The 17,054-nt window shown below is 29.9% G+C and carries 18 protein-coding genes; 15 read left to right on the forward strand and 3 right to left on the reverse strand.

What is annotated here, in order from left to right; all coding sequences use genetic code 11:
* The first annotated feature begins 2 nt into the window (after positions 1–2).
* The 8 genes from ACUV9F_RS00965 (at position 3) to ACUV9F_RS01000 (ending at position 5,690) form a co-directional block, all read left to right on the forward strand.
* On the forward strand, positions 3–626 hold the full coding sequence (locus ACUV9F_RS00965) for a glycoside hydrolase family 73 protein (protein WP_446183825.1): 624 nt from the start codon (positions 3–5) through the stop codon (positions 624–626).
* 57 nt (positions 627–683) lie between these two features.
* Positions 684–1,439 carry a MerR family transcriptional regulator gene (locus ACUV9F_RS00970; RefSeq protein ID WP_446183826.1) on the forward strand — a complete coding sequence of 252 codons (756 nt, stop codon included), beginning with the start codon at positions 684–686 and terminating at the stop codon, positions 1,437–1,439.
* Positions 1,440–1,541: 102 nt separating this feature from the next.
* A complete protein-coding gene (locus ACUV9F_RS00975) occupies positions 1,542–2,117 on the forward strand; it encodes a xanthine phosphoribosyltransferase (protein ID WP_446183827.1) in 576 nt (191 codons plus the stop codon).
* Positions 2,118–2,120: 3 nt separating this feature from the next.
* A complete protein-coding gene (locus ACUV9F_RS00980; RefSeq protein WP_446183828.1) occupies positions 2,121–3,245 on the forward strand; it encodes an ATP-grasp domain-containing protein in 1,125 nt (374 codons plus the stop codon).
* Between the two features lie 11 nt (positions 3,246–3,256).
* Positions 3,257–4,549, forward strand: coding sequence for an adenylosuccinate lyase (gene purB, locus ACUV9F_RS00985; protein ID WP_446183829.1), 1,293 nt, complete (start codon positions 3,257–3,259; stop codon positions 4,547–4,549).
* A 206-nt stretch (positions 4,550–4,755) separates the two neighbouring features.
* Positions 4,756–5,154: a cupin domain-containing protein gene (locus tag ACUV9F_RS00990; RefSeq protein WP_446183830.1), complete on the forward strand. Its 399-nt coding sequence runs from the start codon at positions 4,756–4,758 to the stop codon at positions 5,152–5,154.
* A gap of 2 nt (positions 5,155–5,156) precedes the next feature.
* The gene (locus ACUV9F_RS00995) at positions 5,157–5,474 is read left to right on the forward strand and encodes a carboxymuconolactone decarboxylase family protein (RefSeq protein WP_446183831.1); all 318 of its coding nucleotides are present in this window, start codon (positions 5,157–5,159) and stop codon (positions 5,472–5,474) included.
* Positions 5,475–5,561: 87 nt separating this feature from the next.
* Positions 5,562–5,690, forward strand: a complete 129-nt coding sequence (locus ACUV9F_RS01000; protein WP_446183832.1) for a hypothetical protein — start codon at positions 5,562–5,564, stop codon at positions 5,688–5,690.
* A 12-nt stretch (positions 5,691–5,702) separates the two neighbouring features.
* Here the strand turns inward: ACUV9F_RS01000 and ACUV9F_RS01005 are convergent, their stop codons facing one another.
* Positions 5,703–6,590: a LysR family transcriptional regulator gene (locus ACUV9F_RS01005; protein WP_446183833.1), complete on the reverse strand. Its 888-nt coding sequence runs from the start codon at positions 6,588–6,590 to the stop codon at positions 5,703–5,705.
* Between the two features lie 110 nt (positions 6,591–6,700).
* On the opposite strand from ACUV9F_RS01005, the gene ACUV9F_RS01010 reads away from it, so the two are divergent.
* The gene (locus ACUV9F_RS01010; protein ID WP_446183834.1) at positions 6,701–7,447 is read left to right on the forward strand and encodes an SDR family oxidoreductase; all 747 of its coding nucleotides are present in this window, start codon (positions 6,701–6,703) and stop codon (positions 7,445–7,447) included.
* A gap of 44 nt (positions 7,448–7,491) precedes the next feature.
* Here the strand turns inward: ACUV9F_RS01010 and ACUV9F_RS01015 are convergent, their stop codons facing one another.
* Together ACUV9F_RS01015 and ACUV9F_RS01020 are read right to left on the reverse strand one after the other, a co-directional pair.
* On the reverse strand, positions 7,492–10,326 hold the full coding sequence (locus tag ACUV9F_RS01015) for a DEAD/DEAH box helicase (protein WP_446183835.1): 2,835 nt from the start codon (positions 10,324–10,326) through the stop codon (positions 7,492–7,494).
* Positions 10,327–10,403: 77 nt separating this feature from the next.
* Positions 10,404–11,126 (reverse strand): GntR family transcriptional regulator, encoded by a 723-nt coding sequence (locus ACUV9F_RS01020; RefSeq protein WP_446183836.1) that lies wholly within the window; start codon positions 11,124–11,126, stop codon positions 10,404–10,406.
* Between the two features lie 144 nt (positions 11,127–11,270).
* Between ACUV9F_RS01020 and ACUV9F_RS01025 the strand changes: the two genes are divergently transcribed.
* From ACUV9F_RS01025 to ACUV9F_RS01050, 6 genes are all read left to right on the forward strand, one after another.
* Positions 11,271–11,579 carry a PTS sugar transporter subunit IIB gene (locus ACUV9F_RS01025; protein WP_446183837.1) on the forward strand — a complete coding sequence of 103 codons (309 nt, stop codon included), beginning with the start codon at positions 11,271–11,273 and terminating at the stop codon, positions 11,577–11,579.
* Between the two features lie 12 nt (positions 11,580–11,591).
* Positions 11,592–11,906, forward strand: a complete 315-nt coding sequence (locus ACUV9F_RS01030) for a PTS lactose/cellobiose transporter subunit IIA (RefSeq protein ID WP_446183838.1) — start codon at positions 11,592–11,594, stop codon at positions 11,904–11,906.
* Positions 11,899–13,338 carry a 6-phospho-beta-glucosidase gene (locus ACUV9F_RS01035; RefSeq protein ID WP_446183839.1) on the forward strand — a complete coding sequence of 480 codons (1,440 nt, stop codon included), beginning with the start codon at positions 11,899–11,901 and terminating at the stop codon, positions 13,336–13,338. The genes ACUV9F_RS01030 and ACUV9F_RS01035 overlap by 8 nt, the downstream gene beginning before the upstream one ends.
* An 18-nt stretch (positions 13,339–13,356) precedes the next feature.
* A complete protein-coding gene (gene celB, locus ACUV9F_RS01040; protein ID WP_446183840.1) occupies positions 13,357–14,649 on the forward strand; it encodes a PTS cellobiose transporter subunit IIC in 1,293 nt (430 codons plus the stop codon).
* Between the two features lie 67 nt (positions 14,650–14,716).
* Positions 14,717–15,805 carry a DUF871 domain-containing protein gene (locus tag ACUV9F_RS01045; RefSeq protein ID WP_446183841.1) on the forward strand — a complete coding sequence of 363 codons (1,089 nt, stop codon included), beginning with the start codon at positions 14,717–14,719 and terminating at the stop codon, positions 15,803–15,805.
* A 5-nt stretch (positions 15,806–15,810) separates the two neighbouring features.
* A complete protein-coding gene (locus tag ACUV9F_RS01050) occupies positions 15,811–16,941 on the forward strand; it encodes a GNAT family N-acetyltransferase (RefSeq protein WP_446183842.1) in 1,131 nt (376 codons plus the stop codon).
* Positions 16,942–17,054 lie beyond the last annotated feature (113 nt).

Consider the following 17,054-nt stretch of genomic DNA (forward strand, 5'->3'; position numbering starts at 1 on the left):
AATTGTCTAAGAAAAAAAGAAGACGTAATAAAAAGAATTCATATATTACAATATTATTGTTTGTTTGCTTAATTGTTGTACTTATTACAACGGTTTTTTTAGCGATGTCTCAATATAAAATAATTCAAAATAATAAACCTAGTAAGACCGAAATTGTTGAACAAAAAAGAAACGAGTTTATTGATAAAATTAGCCCATATGCGATTACCTTAAAAAAACAATATGGGATTTTACCTAGTATTACTATTTCTCAAGCGATTGTTGAAAGTAATTGGGGAAAAAGCGTTTTGGCTAGAGACTATAATAATTTTTTTGGTGTAAAAGGGACTGATCCTACTAATACTAAAGTTTTATATACCAAAGAATTTGTTAATGGAAAATGGATAGAAATTCATGGCAGATTTAGGGTGTACTCAGATTATAAAGATTCAATGAAAGATCATGCTGTGCTCTTAGCTAATGGAACTTCTTGGAACCCTAGACAATATCATGATGTATTAGCTGCACAAGATTATGTTGATGCCACGTTTGCATTACAAACTGATGGATATGCAACTGATCCAACATATACAAAGAAGCTGTTAAAAATTATAAAACAATATAACTTAGATAGATTTGATAATTAGTGTTGACCTTAACGCAACGTAATAGTTTATAGTGTTCTTTGTTGAAAGGATGATTTTATGGAGTATACAATTAATAAGGTCGCTAAATTGTCTGGAATTAGCACGAGAACGTTAAGATACTATGATGAAATTAATTTGCTTAAGCCCGCAAGAATTTCGTCATCAAATTATAGAATATATGAGCAGAAGCAAATTGATAGACTGCAACAAATATTGTTTTATAAGCATCTTGGGTTTGAACTGGAAAAAATCAAAGTAATATTAAATAATGACGATTATTCTAATATAGATGCATTGATTAGTCACAGACAAAAATTATTGATTGAAAGAAATAACATAGATCAGCTTTTGAACACTATTGATAAGACTATAAAATACTATCGAGGTGAACAAAATATGACAAATGAAGAAAAATTTGCCGCATTTAAAAATGAACAAATTGAAAAAAACATGGAAAAATATGGCGAAGAACTAGTAGAAAAATATTCAAAGGAGGCAATAGAAAAGGCTAATAAAAAATATTTATCTCTATCTAAAGATGACATGTCACAAATGAAAAAAGTTGAAGGCGAATTATTTAAATCTTTGAATGAGCTCAATGACTCAAAAGATGTAAAAACTAGTTTAGGAAAGAAAGTATTTGAACTACATAAAAAATGGCTATCATTTACATGGACTGACTACTCTGCGCAAGCTCATAAGGGATTAGTAGATATGTATTTAGCAGATCAAAGATTTGCAGATTATTATATAAAAAATAGTAATGAAAATGCGCCTACTTTACTACATGATGCTGTTTATTATTATGCCTAAAAGAAACTAAAAATTTATTTTAGTTTCTTTTTTATATCATGATTTTTAATCGTCCCAGTGATATTATTAAAAGTATCAATAAATACAAATGAGGTAAGTATTTTGAAGGAACTAGAAGAAAGAATTAAAAAAGACGGCAGAATTTTAGGAACAGATGTGTTAAAAGTAGACAGCTTTTTAAATCATCAAATTGATCCTACTTTAATGAAAAAAATGGGTGAAGAATTCTTCAATGTATTTAAAGAAAAAAATGTTACAAAAATAATTACTGTTGAATCTTCGGGAATTGCACCAGCAGTGATGACAGGACTTTGCTTTGATAAACCGGTGGTTTTTGCTAGAAAGCATAAATCTTTAACATTAAAAAACGACTTATATACAGCTGATGTATATTCTTTCACCAAACAAACAAGTAATAAGATAAGTATTTCAAAGAACTTTTTGAACAGTTCTGATAATGTGTTAATAATTGACGATTTTTTAGCAAATGGACAAGCTGTAAAAGGTTTAGCAGAGATAGTTGAATCCGCAGGAGCAACTATTGTTGGAGCTGGTATCGTTATAGAAAAATCTTTTCAAAAAGGTCGCTCAATTGTTGATGAAAAGGGAATAAAAGTTCACTCGCTAGCACGAATAAAAGCCTTTGAAAATGGGCAAGTGATATTTGAAGAGGAGTAGATTATGAGAGAATATTTAGAACCAGGTTCAACCATTGGTGTCATTGGTGGTGGATATGAAACATATCTATTACTTATTCAAGCACATAAAATGGGCTTTAAAACCAACTTAGCAGTTAATCAAGATAACGACGAAGCTGTTGCAGGAGCTGATAATCATATCGTTGTAAATAGATATGATTATGAAAATATCAAAAAAATTGCTGAGAATTCTGATATTCTTTTGTATCAAAATATCGATATTGATAATGAAGATTTGGAAAAAATTGCTAGTGAACATCCAGTAATTCAAGGGACAGAACTGTTAACTTTATCTCAGGATAGATATTTAGAGAGAACGTTTTTGGATGGGTTAAATATTAATATCTCTCCTTTTTTTCTGGTGATTAATGATGACGACTTAAAAGCTGGGGTTAAAAAAGTTGGATATCCTTGTATTTTAAAGCCAATTCAAAAAGGTATTTCAAAGCAATTAGTATTTAATACTGAAGAAGATTTTCAAAAATTATTAGGTAGTATAGAATTTGGAACATATATACTTGAAGCTTATGTTGTGCCTCAAAAATCATTTTCAATAACATTAGCAAAGAATGTTAACGAAAAAATTCATACATATCCACTAACAAATAATAAATATGAAAATGATGTTTTGGTTAACTCTACAGTATTTATAAAAAATGATCCTCGAATTGAAGAAGAAATACAAAGGGTTTCACTAAAAATTGCAAAATCAATTAATTATGTAGGCCTTCTTTGTGTCAATTTTATTCTAGGTGATAATAATACTTTATATGTCAAAGACTTCAGTTTTGAATTACCATACTCTGCTAATACTTACGAATTAGCAACTGGTTATTCTCAATTTGAATTACAATTAAGAGCAGTTGCTAATTGGCCAATTCCTGAAATTTTTCCTTTAATGAACGCGACAATTTTAAGAATTTTTGAAAATCAAAGAGATGATGTTTTAAAACTTTTAAAACAAAAACCTCAGTGGAAATTTTTGTTTCATAATGCAAGAAATAAATTCAACCAAGAAGATGAAATTGGATACATTCTAGTATCTTCTACAGAAGAGGACTTCTTAAAAAGCAATATTAACAATACAAAAATCTGGACTATAGATTAGGAGATTTTTTTATGCTAGATAGATATGTTCGTAACGAAATGGGAAGTATTTGGACTGATGAAAATAAGTACAACGCTTGGCTTAAAGTTGAAATTGCCGCAACAGAAGCTTGGAGTAATTTAGGAGAAGTGCCAAGTGAAGATTTAAAAAAAATTAAGGTAAACGCAAATTTTAACGTGGATCGCATTGTTGAATTGGAACAACAAACCAAACATGATGTTGTTGCGTTTACAAGAGCTGTCTCAGAATCTTTAGGTGAAGAAAGAAAGTGGATTCATTTTGGATTAACATCTACTGATGTTGTTGATACTGCCTACGGATATTTATTGAAGCAAGCTAACGTAATATTAAAAGAAGATTTGGAGCATTTGTTAGAAGTAATTAAGAATAAAGCAAATGAATATAAGTATACAGCCATGATTGGACGAACTCATGGTGTGCATGCAGAGCCCACAACATTTGGACTTGTTTTAGCAACTTGGTATTCAGAGATGAAGAGAAATATTGAACGGTTTAATAATGCAGCAAGCGGTGTTGAAGCAGGCAAAATCAGTGGGGCCGTTGGAACTTTTGCTAATACACCACCTGAAGTTGAAGAGTTTGTTTGTAAAAAACTAGGAATAAGACCGCAAGAAATTTCTACTCAAATACTACCTAGAGACTTACATGCAGATTATGTACAAACAATGGCTTTAATTGCTACATCAATTGAACGATTTGCTTTAGAGATTCGGCATTTACAAAGAACGGAAGTTAGAGAGGTAGAAGAGTTTTTTGCCGCTGGCCAAAAAGGGTCATCAGCCATGCCTCATAAAAGAAATCCAATAGGCTCAGAAAATGTAACTGGTTTAGCTAGGGTTATTCGAGGACATGCTTTTACTGCATTAGAAGATGTTCCGTTATGGCATGAACGAGATATTTCTCATAGTTCAGCGGAAAGAATAATAATTCCAGACACAACAGAATTATTGGATTATATTATTATGAGATTTTCAAAAATTGTAGAGAATCTCACTGTATTTCCTGAAAAAATGGAAAAAGACATAAATCTAACCCATGGATTAATATATTCTCAAAGAATTATGTTAAAACTTGTTGAATCTGGTCTAACTCGTGAAGAAGCTTATGACTTGGTTCAACCAAAGACTAAAGTTGCGTGGGATGATGAAAAAAATTTCCAAGATTTAATAAGAAATGACCAATTCATTATTGATAGACTGGGTGAAAACCAAATTAATGATGCATTTGACTATAAATGGCATTTGAAACATGTGGATGATATTTTTGAAAGAGTGGGACTATAATAATAGTTGTACTGAGAAGGTAGGTGATTGATTTATCAATTACCTGCCTTTTTTAAGGTTCTTTACCAATATCGAGTGAAGAGTGAACGCTGGTAATTATCTATAACTAAAGTTAATAGATAGTTATCTGAATTATGTATTAGACTTTTTAAACATAAAAATTACAATTTAATTGATAATAATTTTAAGTTATAGAGGTGAAGCTTTTGAAAGACGAAAATATATTTCCTAAAGGAGAAAAAAATGATGCATATTCTCAGTATTTTGTTGGACAGAGTTATTTAAAAGAGCTTGTAAATGATCCACAAGTTGATGTAGTCGTTGGAAATGTTACCTTTGAACCGGGGTGTAGAAATAACTGGCATATTCATCATGATGGATACCAGATTTTATTAGTCACAGACGGTGAAGGATGGTATCAAGAAGATGGTAATAAACCACGTTTATTAAAAAAAGGTGACGTTGTCGTAACTCATGATGGAGTAAAACATTGGTATGGAGCAACAAAAGATTCATGGTTCACACATATTGCTATTACTTCAGGCAGTCCAGAGTGGTTGGAACTGGTAAGTGATGAAATTTATAATAATTTGGAGGTTAATTAATTATGGTGAAAAAACAAACAGCAGGAAGAGATAATCTGGGAGAATTTGCTCCAAAATTTGCTGAATTAAATGATGATATATTATTTGGTCAAGTTTGGTCGAGAGAAGATAAAATGTCTGCTCATGATAGAAGCTTAATCACAATTTCAGCATTAATATCTGGAGGTAATTTTGAACAATTATCTGCACATTTAAATATTGGAAAAGAAAATGGAATTACAAAAGAGGAAATAAGTGAACTGATTACTCATTTATCTTTTTATGTTGGATGGCCAAAGGCTTGGTCAGCTTTTAACATTGCAAAGAAAATATTTAATTAATTTATTTAAAAAGTCTAAAATGAAATTTTTTTAAATAATTTTGCAAGTTGGAAAGTTAACAAACTAGAACTAATTGAGCTTTTGTTTTTGATGATTGTTATTTTAATTGCTAGATTAGTACAAGTTGTATATGCGTTAATATTAGTGAATATAACTTTATTTTTTAATATATTTTTAACTGAGCAACGTGATTTTTCAACTAAGAAAAAAGCTTAACTTCAATTGTGGTTAAGCTTTTTTGGCAATGTTTTCTTTTAATCTCTTTATAAATAAACTAGCCGCACTCGACATAAGTTTGTTCTTTTTCCAAATTAAGGTTATTGGTTCAGACAAATCAGGATTTAATCTTTTAAAGACTAATCCTGAATTTTTATCTGTATTAATAAGATCATCAAAAGTTAAGGCTACACATTTTTTAGTTTTAACAAGTAAAGAAGCATTAAAAGCTAGATTATATGTACCAATTATATTTAAATCATTACTAACATTACTCCACCAATCTTGAAATCTAACTCGTTGTTTTGCTTGATTAGAAACTAATAGTGGGATTTTCACTAAATCTTCGGGAGAAATAGTATCTTTTTTTACTAAGGTTGAATCAAAAGGCATTAGAATTCCCCAATGATCTACTTCAGGAAGTTTTAAAGTTTCGTATTGACTCAAAGGCTTTTCACCCATAATAACTCCAAAATCAAGTATTTCAGATTCTAATTTTGATTCTACATCAGTGGAATCACCACTATGAAAATGCAATTTTATGTCAGGGTAATCCGTAATAATTCCCGCAATTACCTCCATAATACGCTGCATTCCCATACTTTCTCCAGCGCCTATATCCAATTCACCATTGACTATATTTGAATTGGCTTGTAGATTATACGAAGTTTTATCTACAAGTTGTACTATTTCAGAAGCTTTTTGTCGTAAGTAATGACCATCTTTTGTTAATTTGATCTCCCGGGGTCCTCGATCGAATAGTTTAATGTTTAACTCGTTTTCTAAATCTGTTATCTGTCTTGATAGCGCTGGTTGGGAAATGTGTAAATACTGAGCTGCTTTGGAAATACTTTTTTCTTGGGCAATTGCCAAAAAATATCTTAATATGCGAATATCCATAAATTAACTCCATCTTCTTATACCTTTTAATTATATTATTGTATCAGATATATGTATTTTACATATGATTTTTAGAAACTATAATTTATGTATTAATTGTAAGGAGATAAATGATGATTAAAGATAAAGTAGTAATAATTACAGGCGCATCTTCGGGCATAGGCGAAGCAACTGCACGACTTTTAGTAAATAAAGGTGCAAAAGTAGTAATGGGGGCACGTCGTGAAGATAAATTAAAAGAAATTGCAAATGAATTAGGGGACAATGTTTTATATAAAGTAACCGATGTAACTAAAAGAACAGATATAAAAGCCCTAATTGATTTTGCTATTAATAAATTTGGTAGAGTAGATGTTTTATATAATAATGCTGGTATAATGCCGCAAGGTAATTTAAGTGATAGAGAGTATGATAAATGGCAACAGATGCTTGATGTTAATATTATGGGAGTGTTGAATGGAATAGGTGAAGTATTACCTATTATGAAAGAACAACAAGATGGATTAATTATAACAACGGATTCAGTAGCTGGTCATGTTATATATCCATCTTCAGCTGTATATAACGGAACTAAATATGCAGTTCGAGCAATAATGGAAGGATTGCGTCAAGAAGAAAAGAATAATGGAATACGTTCAACCATAATTTCTCCTGGAGCAGTTAGAACAGAACTAGTTAATACTATTGGAAATAAAAATGTTCTTAATAGTGTGAAACAACTAATGGAAGCACCAGAGAAATCTGCACTTGCTATTAATCCAGAAGATGTTGCCAACGCTGTTATTTATGCGATTGATCAGCCTAAACATGTTACTGTAAGTGAAGTCTTAATACGACCATCAGGTCAAGAAGTTTAAAAAAATCCTCTTATGAAATTCAAAATCATTTCATAAGAGGATTTTTATTTAGTTATTTTTAAGAATAAGTCGTAATTTACTGGATTTCGCAAAATAAGATTTGCCTTTACAACGGAAACTTCTTTGTTTTTAACAATATTAATTTGCTGTTCAATGGAATTAAAGTCGAAATCTATCGGACCTAAGTAATAAAAATCAGATCCTTCATCGTCACTTTTTTTGATAAATAATAAAAATAATGTTTCGTTATTCTTATTGTGTTTAAAAAGGTTCTTAATCTCATTTGATTCCAGAGTTCTTCTATTCTTTGAATACCAACTAATCGTTGAGGGATTAAAAAAAGTATTGGTGTGATTATATTTGTTAATAGCCATTTCATTTTTTTGATAAGTTATAAAAATTGGACAAATATTGTACTTTTCTTTGTATCCATAAATAGAAGAAGATTGATCTTTTGGCCAGCCAATAAGGTTATTTACTTGACGGCGAGTATATTTTTTACCAATAGTAAGTTGTTTATCAATTGCGTATTCATGATTTTTTGATAATCCAACTTTAATGACATCATCAACTAGTGATTTGAAATATTTATTTGAAATATAGTATGAAAAAATTTTTGAGTCTATAGTATAAATATTATTATCAATTTTTAAGAATGGTATTTGACCATATTTTTTCTTATCATTATCTTGATAATAATCTAAAGTAAGATGATTTTCGACAGAAGTAATAGTCTCTTTATTAACATAGGTATTTAATTTTTTGAGTTGAGAAATATAGTCTGTTTTTGTAATACTTTCTTTTGATAATAACTCTTTAATAAGAACTAAATCGTGAGCCCTCATTCCATTAAGAAATTCTTTGGAGATTAATTTTAAAAAGCATTGTTCATAATTTGTAAGATTTTTTGATTCGTGCAATTTAATTAAAAAATCATAGTAACTTTCATACTTATCAACAAAAACTTGAGGATCGACTGTTCCAAATTTTTGAAAATCTTGTAACAACGGAATTCTTCCAATTTTATTTTTCAACTCAATATAAGATGATCTTAAGTTGTTTAAGAGAGTAAGATTGTTATTATTAATGGAATTATAAATTTTCTGCCTAGCAATTTCACTAAAGTTAATTGATGAAAGACCAATTACTTGGTTAATTGCGATCTTATTTCTTAAGTTGTTTTTGTTTAAAGTTTTATCACCAGATAAAGCAATTGGTATTAAATAGTTATTTTTATAATTACCAATGAAATCAATTATAGTGACAAACTCCTTATTTGGATATTTGCGTAAGCCTCGACCTAGTTGTTGAATAAAAATAATACTTGATTCAGTGTTTCTAAGCATAACTATCTGATTAATTTTGGGAATATCAATACCTTCATTAAAAATATCGACAGTTACAATATACTCAATCTTTCCTTTTTCAAATCTACTTATTGTTTTTTCTCTAGTACTAATAGAGTCTTCTCCGGTTAGGGCAACAGAGGGATGTCCTTTTGATGTCATAATATTTGCGATTTCTTTTGCTTCATCTATTCTGCTGCAAAAAATCAAACCGTGAACTTTTTCACCTGAATAACCGTAGTAATCTAATTGATTTATAACATAATTCATTCTTTCCTCAGAAACTAAATATTTAAGTGGAGTTTTTTCTTCAATTGTTTTGCTTTGATATTCGTAATCAACGATTCCAATATAGTGAAATGGACTCAGCATGTTTTCTTCAATGGCGTTTTGAAGTCGAATTTCATAGGCAATATTGTAATCAAATAATTCATAAATATTAAAATCATCGGTGCGTTCAGGAGTCGCAGTCATACCTAATAAAAAGTTTGGGGTGAAATAGTTAATTATTTTTTGATAAGATTTTGCTCCAGATTTATGAGCCTCATCAATTAAAATATAGTCAAATTCATTATTTTTGAATTTAGCTAAATTTTTATCTTGTGAAATTGATTGGATAGTTGCAAAAAGATATTTGTGATTCCTATCTTTAGAGCTTCCAGAAAAAATACCGTAGCTATCCAAAGAACCGCCTAATATTTTATGAAAACTTTCTAGAGATTTTTTCAAAATTTGTTCTCGATGTACAACAAATAAAAATCTTTTCGGATTAAATTGTTGAACATCAAATGCGCCTAAATAAGTTTTTCCAGTACCAGTTGCAGAAATAATAAGTGCTTTTTTAACATTTTGAGATCTTAGATTTTGTAATGATAAAAGAGCTTCTTTTTGCATATTGTTTGGGACAATCTCTGTTGTGAAATTGGCCACTGGAACTCTTGAAAAAGATAGCTTTTTAAAATAATCCGTATAATTTCTAATCCAATTAGCAGTTAATGGTTGGGCTTTTTTCCATTGATTTTCAAAGGAAGACAAAAACTGATTTGTTAATTTACTATTGTCTAAAGATGAAAATTTAATATTCCATTCATAATTACTGATTAATGCAGAGGTGGTTAAATTAGAACTACCAAGAATGATGGTTTTATAGTTTTCATGATCAAAAATATAACCCTTAGCGTGAAAATTTTCTTCTTGTTCCATTATTTTTACATCAACATTAGGAATTTTAAAAAGTTCGGAGAAAACTTTTGGCTGATTAAATGCCAAGTATGTTGAAGTTAAAATTCTTCCAGAAATACCCTTTGTATGTAAGTCTGCAAATAAAACCTTTAAGTCTGTTAAAACGGAATTAGAAATAAAGGCAACAGCAAATGTAAAGCCAGTACAAGTTTGCAGCTCTTGGTTAATATGAGCTTTAATGTTTTCGTCAGATGAATTAGTTATAAGTTGGGGCTCAAATTGATTTGATGAAATGTATTTTTCATCAATAAATGAAGAGAGTACCGAATTAATAAAAGTTTGTTTTTCCATAATTTTGTCCAATATCAAAAAATTGAATTGCTATGTTTATTATACTAAAAAAAGCTGTGAAAATATTTTCATAGCTTTCAAGATTCCGTACTTCTTGTTGAATTGAAATAAAAATTAATATTTGGATAAACATACATAGAATATGAGTAATTAAATAAAACATTATTCTTACAATAATTATATTGTGTAAGAGTTAGTTCTTGTGAACCTATGCTTTTATTTAGATGCTTTGCCTGCTGACGATCCAAACTGGTTACTGACATGTAGTTTTCGCTATTTGTAACGTTAATATCATATGTTTCTTTGACAAAATTAAATATAGATCGCTGCCCAACTTCTTTTGGAATATAAGGTACTACAGACTTCACATAGTAAGCAGTTTCTAAACAATATAAGTCTCCTTGCAGGTATCTTAGCCGTACTATTTTGTAAAGCTTAGTTCCGAGTGGAATTTTTGATTCTTTTGATAGTTGCTTATCTGCTGTTATTAAATCAAAAGAAAGTATTTTTGATTCTAATTTACTATCCTTAACTCGAATTGGATTGCCCGCTCCCATTGATAGATTTACAACTAATTTTCCTTCACGGCTTATATCATTTATAAAATATCCGCTTCCTTGGACTCTTTTAAGTAATCCCCTTTGGAAAACAACGTCTATAGCGCGACGTATAGTGTTTCTACTGACTCCATATAATTCCATCAGTTGGGCTTCAGTTGGCAATTTCGTTTTAAATTCCTTGTTTAAGATTGAGTCAATTATCTGCTCAGCAATTGTGTGATAGATGATATTGTCCCCCAATGTTCATAATTATCATAATTTCATAATACAGCATAACTTATAAAAAAGCTTTTTTAAAATATTAGTTAGTACTTGTAAAATTTGTACCCATAAATTATAATCAAATTGTAAATGTTAACGTTTTCAAAAAAGGAGGAAATGAAAATGGCAGAAAAAACAATAATGCTAGTATGTTCGGCAGGTATGTCAACTAGTTTATTAGTAACAAAAATGCAAAAATCAGCAGAAGAAAAAGGAATTAAGGCAGATATTTTTGCAACAGCAGCTTCTGATGCAAATGCAAAGTTAGAAGAAAAAAATCCCGATATATTAATGCTTGGACCACAAGTTAAATATATGGAAAATGATTTTAAATCAAGAGTAGATATTCCAGTAGTTTCAATCAACATGCAAGATTATGGAATGATGAATGGTGAAAAAGTGTTAGAAACAGCACTAGAAACAATGGACTAAGAGGTCAAAAAAATGGATGAAAATTTAGAAGCAATAATGGGTTTAATAGTTAACGGAGGGAATGCTAAGAGTCTGGCCTTTGAGGCAATTAGAGCTGCAAAAGATGGTGATTTTGATTTAGCAGAAAAAAAATTAAAAGAGTCAGATAAAGCATTATCACAAGCTCATAATTCGCAAACCGATATGTTAACTAAAGAAGCACAAGGTAAACATGCAGAAGTGACTTTATTATCTGTCCATTCACAAGATCACATAATGAATGCGATAACATTCAGAGATTTAGCCGGTGAAATTGTAGATTTATATAGGAGATTAAATAATGACTAAGAGTTATAAAATGTCTAAAGATTTTCTCTGGGGAGGTGCTGTAGCGGCGCATCAACTTGAAGGTGGATGGCAAGAAGGTAAAAAAGGTGTCAGTATTGCTGATATTATGACTGCTGGTAATAAAGATACTCCTAGAAGAGTAACAAATGGAGTTGTTGATGGTGAAGTTTATCCTAATCATTGGGGAATTGATTTTTATCATACTTACAAAGAAGATATTAAATTATTATCTGAATTAGGAATAAATTGCTTTAGAACTTCGATTGCGTGGAGCAGAATTTTTCCTAATGGAGATGAGTCAGTTCCTAATGAAGCAGGATTGAAATTTTATGATGACTTATTTGATGAGTGTCTAAAATATGGTATTGAGCCTGTTATCACGTTATCTCATTTTGAAATCCCATACCATTTAGTTACTGAATATGGTGGATGGACAAATAGAAAATTAATAAATTTTTTTGAGAATTTTGCAGAAGTTTGTTTTAAAAGATATAAAAATAAAGTTAAATATTGGATGACTTTTAACGAAATAAATAATCAAACAAATTGGCGAGAATCTCACCATCTACTTCAAGATTCTGGATTGATTTTGGATGAAAAAACTAATCCAGAAGAAGCAATGTTTAAAGCAGCTCATAATGAGTTTGTAGCAAGTGCTAAGGTTGTAAAATTGGGACATCAAATCAACCCTGAATTTAAAATTGGCGCTATGATAGCAATGTGTCCGGTGTATCCTTTAACTTCAAAACCCGAAGATATTTTAAAAGCACAACGTGCAATGCAAACAAGATATTATTACGGTGATGTACAGGCATTAGGTTATTATCCTCAATGGATTTTAAATTATTTTGATCGTAAAAATTACAATATAGATATTTCTAAAGAAGATAAACAAATACTAAAAGATGGAACAGTTGACTATATCGGTTTTAGTTACTATATGTCATTTGTTACAGAAGAAAAAAATTATAACGAACTTATATATGATGAGCAAAATGATTTAGTATCAAATCCTTACGTTGAAGCGTCTAAATGGGGATGGCAAATAGATCCAGTTGGATTGAGATATGCAATGAATTGGATGAATGATAGATGGTATCTTCCACAATTTATTGTAGAAAATGGTTTCGGTGCTATTGATAAATTAACTAGCGAAAAAGAAATTCACGATGATTATAGAATTGATTTTTTCAGAAATCATATATCAGAGATGGAAAAAGCTGTTGTCGAAGATGGTGTTAATTTGATTGGATATACTCCTTGGGGAATTATTGATTTAATTTCTGCAAGTACTGGAGAAATGGCAAAACGCTACGGTGTCATTTATGTAGAACAAGATGACAAGGGAAATGGCAGCAAGAAAAGATATAAAAAGGATTCGTTCTATTGGTACAAAAACGTAGTAGAAACTAATGGAGAAAAAATAAATTAGTATTTGGAGGTAAAGAAAATGAACAAAAAAAATTCAGACTTTTTAAACGAGAAACTTATCCCCGCATTTGGAAAATTTGCGTCTTCTAGACACATGGTTGCTTTACGTGATGGTATGGCAATGGCGGTTCCAATGATTATTATTGGTTCTGTATTTATGATTTTGGCACAATTTCCATATCAACCATACCTTGATTTTATGAACCATACATTTGGAAGTAATTTTGCAACGGTTCTTCAATATATAACTAATGCATCATTTCATTTGATGGGATTGATTGCAGTAATTGGTATTTCTTATAACTTATCAAAAAGCTATAAAGTTGATGCAATATCGACGAGTTTAGTTTCAATGGGTGCATATATTTTAACAATTCCTATGATAGTTGCTAAGGATGGATCATTATCAATTCCTCTTACACAACTTGATTCGGCTGGATTATTTACTGCTATTATTGTTGGATTATTCATTACAGATTTATTTGTTTGGATGGTACACAGAAACTGGACAATTAAAATGCCAGCTTCAGTTCCACCAGCTGTAAGTAATTCATTTACAGCATTATTCCCAGGTACTTTAGTACTATTATTAGTATGGATTATCAGACTTGGTGTGGAAGCAACACCAATGCAAAGTATTCCTAATGTTATGAATTATTTCTTAGCACAGCCATTAGGACAATTAAGTAATACATTGCCGGGTATTTTAATAGCTGAATTATTTGTTACTGGATTATGGTTCTTTGGTATTCATGGGGCAAATGTTGTTTCAGGTGTTATGATGCCAATTTGGTTAGCAGCTATGAACCAAAATCATGCAGCATTTGCTGCTGGTAAAGAATTACCTAATATTGTTACTCAACAATTTGTTGATAACTTTGTTCACATGGGTGGTTCAGGAGCTACTATCGGTTTAGTAGTAATGATGGCATTCTTTTCTAAGAGTGAAGAGTATAAAGCACTTGGTAAATTAGCTATTGTTCCTAATCTATTTAATATAAATGAACCAATAATCTTTGGATTCCCAGTTGTTTTGAACTACAAAATTGTTATTCCATTCATTGCTGCTCCAATGATGAATATTCTTACAACATATTTTGCTATGTCAACAGGATTAGTTGCTAAAACAATGGGAGTTATGGTTCCATGGACTACACCTCCAGTAATATCTGGAATAATTGCAACTGGTCATATATCAGGTGGTGTATTGCAACTTATTAATATTTTATTAGATGGACTAATCTACTTCTACTTCTTCCGCTCAGCAGACAAAGCAAAGGCAAAAGCAGAACAAGAGCTAAAAGCAGCTTAAAAAAATAAAAAGATTGGAAAATTTTTCCATTCTTTTTTATTACACAAAAATAGGAGAGTAATTTGATATGGGACAATTAGGTGTTTCAATCTATCCAGAGCAAACTTCATTTGAAGAAAATAAAAGATATTTAGACTTAGCTGCTAAATATGGTTATAAAAGAATCTTTATGTCACTACTTGAAATAAAAGATGGTAAAAATGGAGTGATTGAAAAATTCAAGAAAATTATTGAGTACGCTAATACTTTAAATTTTAAAGTGATTTTAGATATTAATCCTTCACTTTTTAAGCAACTAGGTATAAGCTATGATGATTTATCATTTTTTAATGATCTTGGAGTATGGGGAATACGTTTGGACGAAGGATTTACGGGATTAGAAGAAGCTAGAATGACAAGAAATCCTTTTAATTTAAAAATTGAAATTAATATGAGTGCGGGTACCCATTATATCGATAATATAATGTCATATGATCCTAATACAGATAATTTATTAGGTTGCCATAATTTCTATCCTCAAAGGTATACGGGTTTAGGAGATGCCTTTTTTAATAAATGGTCAAAAGTATTTGCAGATCATAATCTAGTAACCGCAGCATTTATTAGTTCACAAAATGCACAAATTGGTCCATGGCCAGTAAGTGAAGGATTACCTACTCTTGAAAAAGATCGTGACCTACCTATTGATACTCAAGTGAGACATCTGTTAAGCAGTGGATTAATTAATGACATTTTAATAGGAAATGCTTTTGCAAGTGAGGAAGATTTGGAAAAAGTTGCAAGTGTTTTCAATAGTTCATTTACAACAATAAAAGTTGATTTAGAAGAGAACATAAGTGATTTAGAAAAAGAAATTGCACTTAATAATATTCACTTATATCGCGGTGATGCGTCTGAATATTTAATTAGGGATACACAAACAAGAGTTAAGTACGAAAATAAAACTATTCCTCAAAAAAATACAACAGATATTAGTTTTGGGGATGTTATCATTGTTAACGATGAGTACAACAGATATAAAGGCGAAGTACAAATAGCACTGTGTGATATTAAAAATGATGGGAGAAGAAATATTATTGGAAAGATATCCGATGATGAAAAATTCTTAATTCCAACAATTAAACCATGGAGTCAATTTAAACTTATAAAGGGATAATAGTTATGAATAAATTTGAATTATCAAAAAACGAATTTGAAGATTTCTATAATTTATATTTATATTCTTTTAATAGGAAAAATTCTGAATATAGAAAAAAATTTATCAAAACTAGATATAATAATTCTCAGCCTTATGGATATTTCGGAAATAGTCAATTATTAACCAGTCTACTAACAATTCCTTTTCAAGTTCATATTTTTGAATCAGAATTGAATATGTCTGGAATATCTGATGTTATGTCGTTACCAGAAAATATATCAGATGTTAGTGCAGGTAGTCTGTTAAAAGTGGCATTAAAAAATATGTATAAAGAAGAAGTAGAATTATCTTACTTGGCTCCTTTTTCATTTAGGTATTACAGAAAATTTGGATATGAATATGTATTCGATAGATATTGCTATTCAGTAAAAGCAGATAAATTATCTAGAATAAAGACTTCAAACAAGGGCTCTTTTAAAAAAGTATCACTAAATTCAGTTACTCAAGAACTAAAAGAATTCTATTCTTATACAACAAAGAATGAATCAGGTGGAATCATACGTCCTGACTGGTGGTGGGATTATCTACCTCAAAAACATCCTGATTGGGAATTGATTGAATACACGTTAAGTAATGAAATAAAAGGATATCTAATATATTTAAGAACTGAAAATGAATTTCAGATAAAAGAGTTAATATATAGTGATTTTAATGCATTTAATATGTTGATGAACTTTGTATATCGTCATTTAAATAGTTACGAAAAATTCACTTATGAATCGCCTATTCCTAAAAATAATTTGTCAATATTTTCTGATCCTGGAGCAATTGAGCTGAAAGTAAAGCCTTATATGATGGCAAGAATAGTAAATTTATCTAAACTATTATCAAAAATTAATTTGAGAGAAGATATTAAATTAAAGGTGAATGACGATATTATAGAAGAGAATAATGGATGTTGGAATTTAAATGGAGTAAAGGAAAAAAGCTTTGATATTGAAATAGATATTAGGGAATTAACACAAGTTTTACTTGGAAAAACAAATATGAAAGAGTTATTTAAGTTTGGAAAAATAGATGGTAATTATAAAAAAATCACTGAATTTGATGACCAGTTCAGTGTGAAGGTCCCAATACTTAGAGAATACTTTTAAGGAAAAGTTCATTTATAATGAGCTTTTTTTATTGAAAATTTTGTGTTGAATAATAGATTATATGTTAAAGTACTTGTGAATGATTGATACCATTTTCACAAATAAAAAAGGTA

The sequence above is a fragment of the Daquilactobacillus linshuiensis genome, from assembly GCF_052828685.1.

Excerpts from the sequence above, each read along its gene's own strand:
- ACUV9F_RS00995 (WP_446183831.1), top strand. The coding sequence starts at position 5,157 with ATGGTGAAAAAACAAACAGCAGGAAGAGATAATCTGGGAGAATTTGCT.
- ACUV9F_RS01045 (WP_446183841.1), top strand. The coding sequence starts at position 14,717 with ATGGGACAATTAGGTGTTTCAATCTATCCAGAGCAAACTTCATTTGAA.
- ACUV9F_RS01035 (WP_446183839.1), top strand. The coding sequence starts at position 11,899 with ATGACTAAGAGTTATAAAATGTCTAAAGATTTTCTCTGGGGAGGTGCT.
- ACUV9F_RS01010 (WP_446183834.1), top strand. The coding sequence starts at position 6,701 with ATGATGATTAAAGATAAAGTAGTAATAATTACAGGCGCATCTTCGGGC.
- ACUV9F_RS01015 (WP_446183835.1), bottom strand. The coding sequence starts at position 10,326 with ATGGAAAAACAAACTTTTATTAATTCGGTACTCTCTTCATTTATTGAT.
- ACUV9F_RS00980 (WP_446183828.1), top strand. The coding sequence starts at position 2,121 with ATGAGAGAATATTTAGAACCAGGTTCAACCATTGGTGTCATTGGTGGT.
- purB (WP_446183829.1), top strand. The coding sequence starts at position 3,257 with ATGCTAGATAGATATGTTCGTAACGAAATGGGAAGTATTTGGACTGAT.
- ACUV9F_RS01030 (WP_446183838.1), top strand. The coding sequence starts at position 11,592 with ATGGATGAAAATTTAGAAGCAATAATGGGTTTAATAGTTAACGGAGGG.
- ACUV9F_RS01005 (WP_446183833.1), bottom strand. The coding sequence starts at position 6,590 with ATGGATATTCGCATATTAAGATATTTTTTGGCAATTGCCCAAGAAAAA.
- ACUV9F_RS01050 (WP_446183842.1), top strand. The coding sequence starts at position 15,811 with ATGAATAAATTTGAATTATCAAAAAACGAATTTGAAGATTTCTATAAT.
- ACUV9F_RS00970 (WP_446183826.1), top strand. The coding sequence starts at position 684 with ATGGAGTATACAATTAATAAGGTCGCTAAATTGTCTGGAATTAGCACG.
- ACUV9F_RS01025 (WP_446183837.1), top strand. The coding sequence starts at position 11,271 with ATGGCAGAAAAAACAATAATGCTAGTATGTTCGGCAGGTATGTCAACT.
- celB (WP_446183840.1), top strand. The coding sequence starts at position 13,357 with ATGAACAAAAAAAATTCAGACTTTTTAAACGAGAAACTTATCCCCGCA.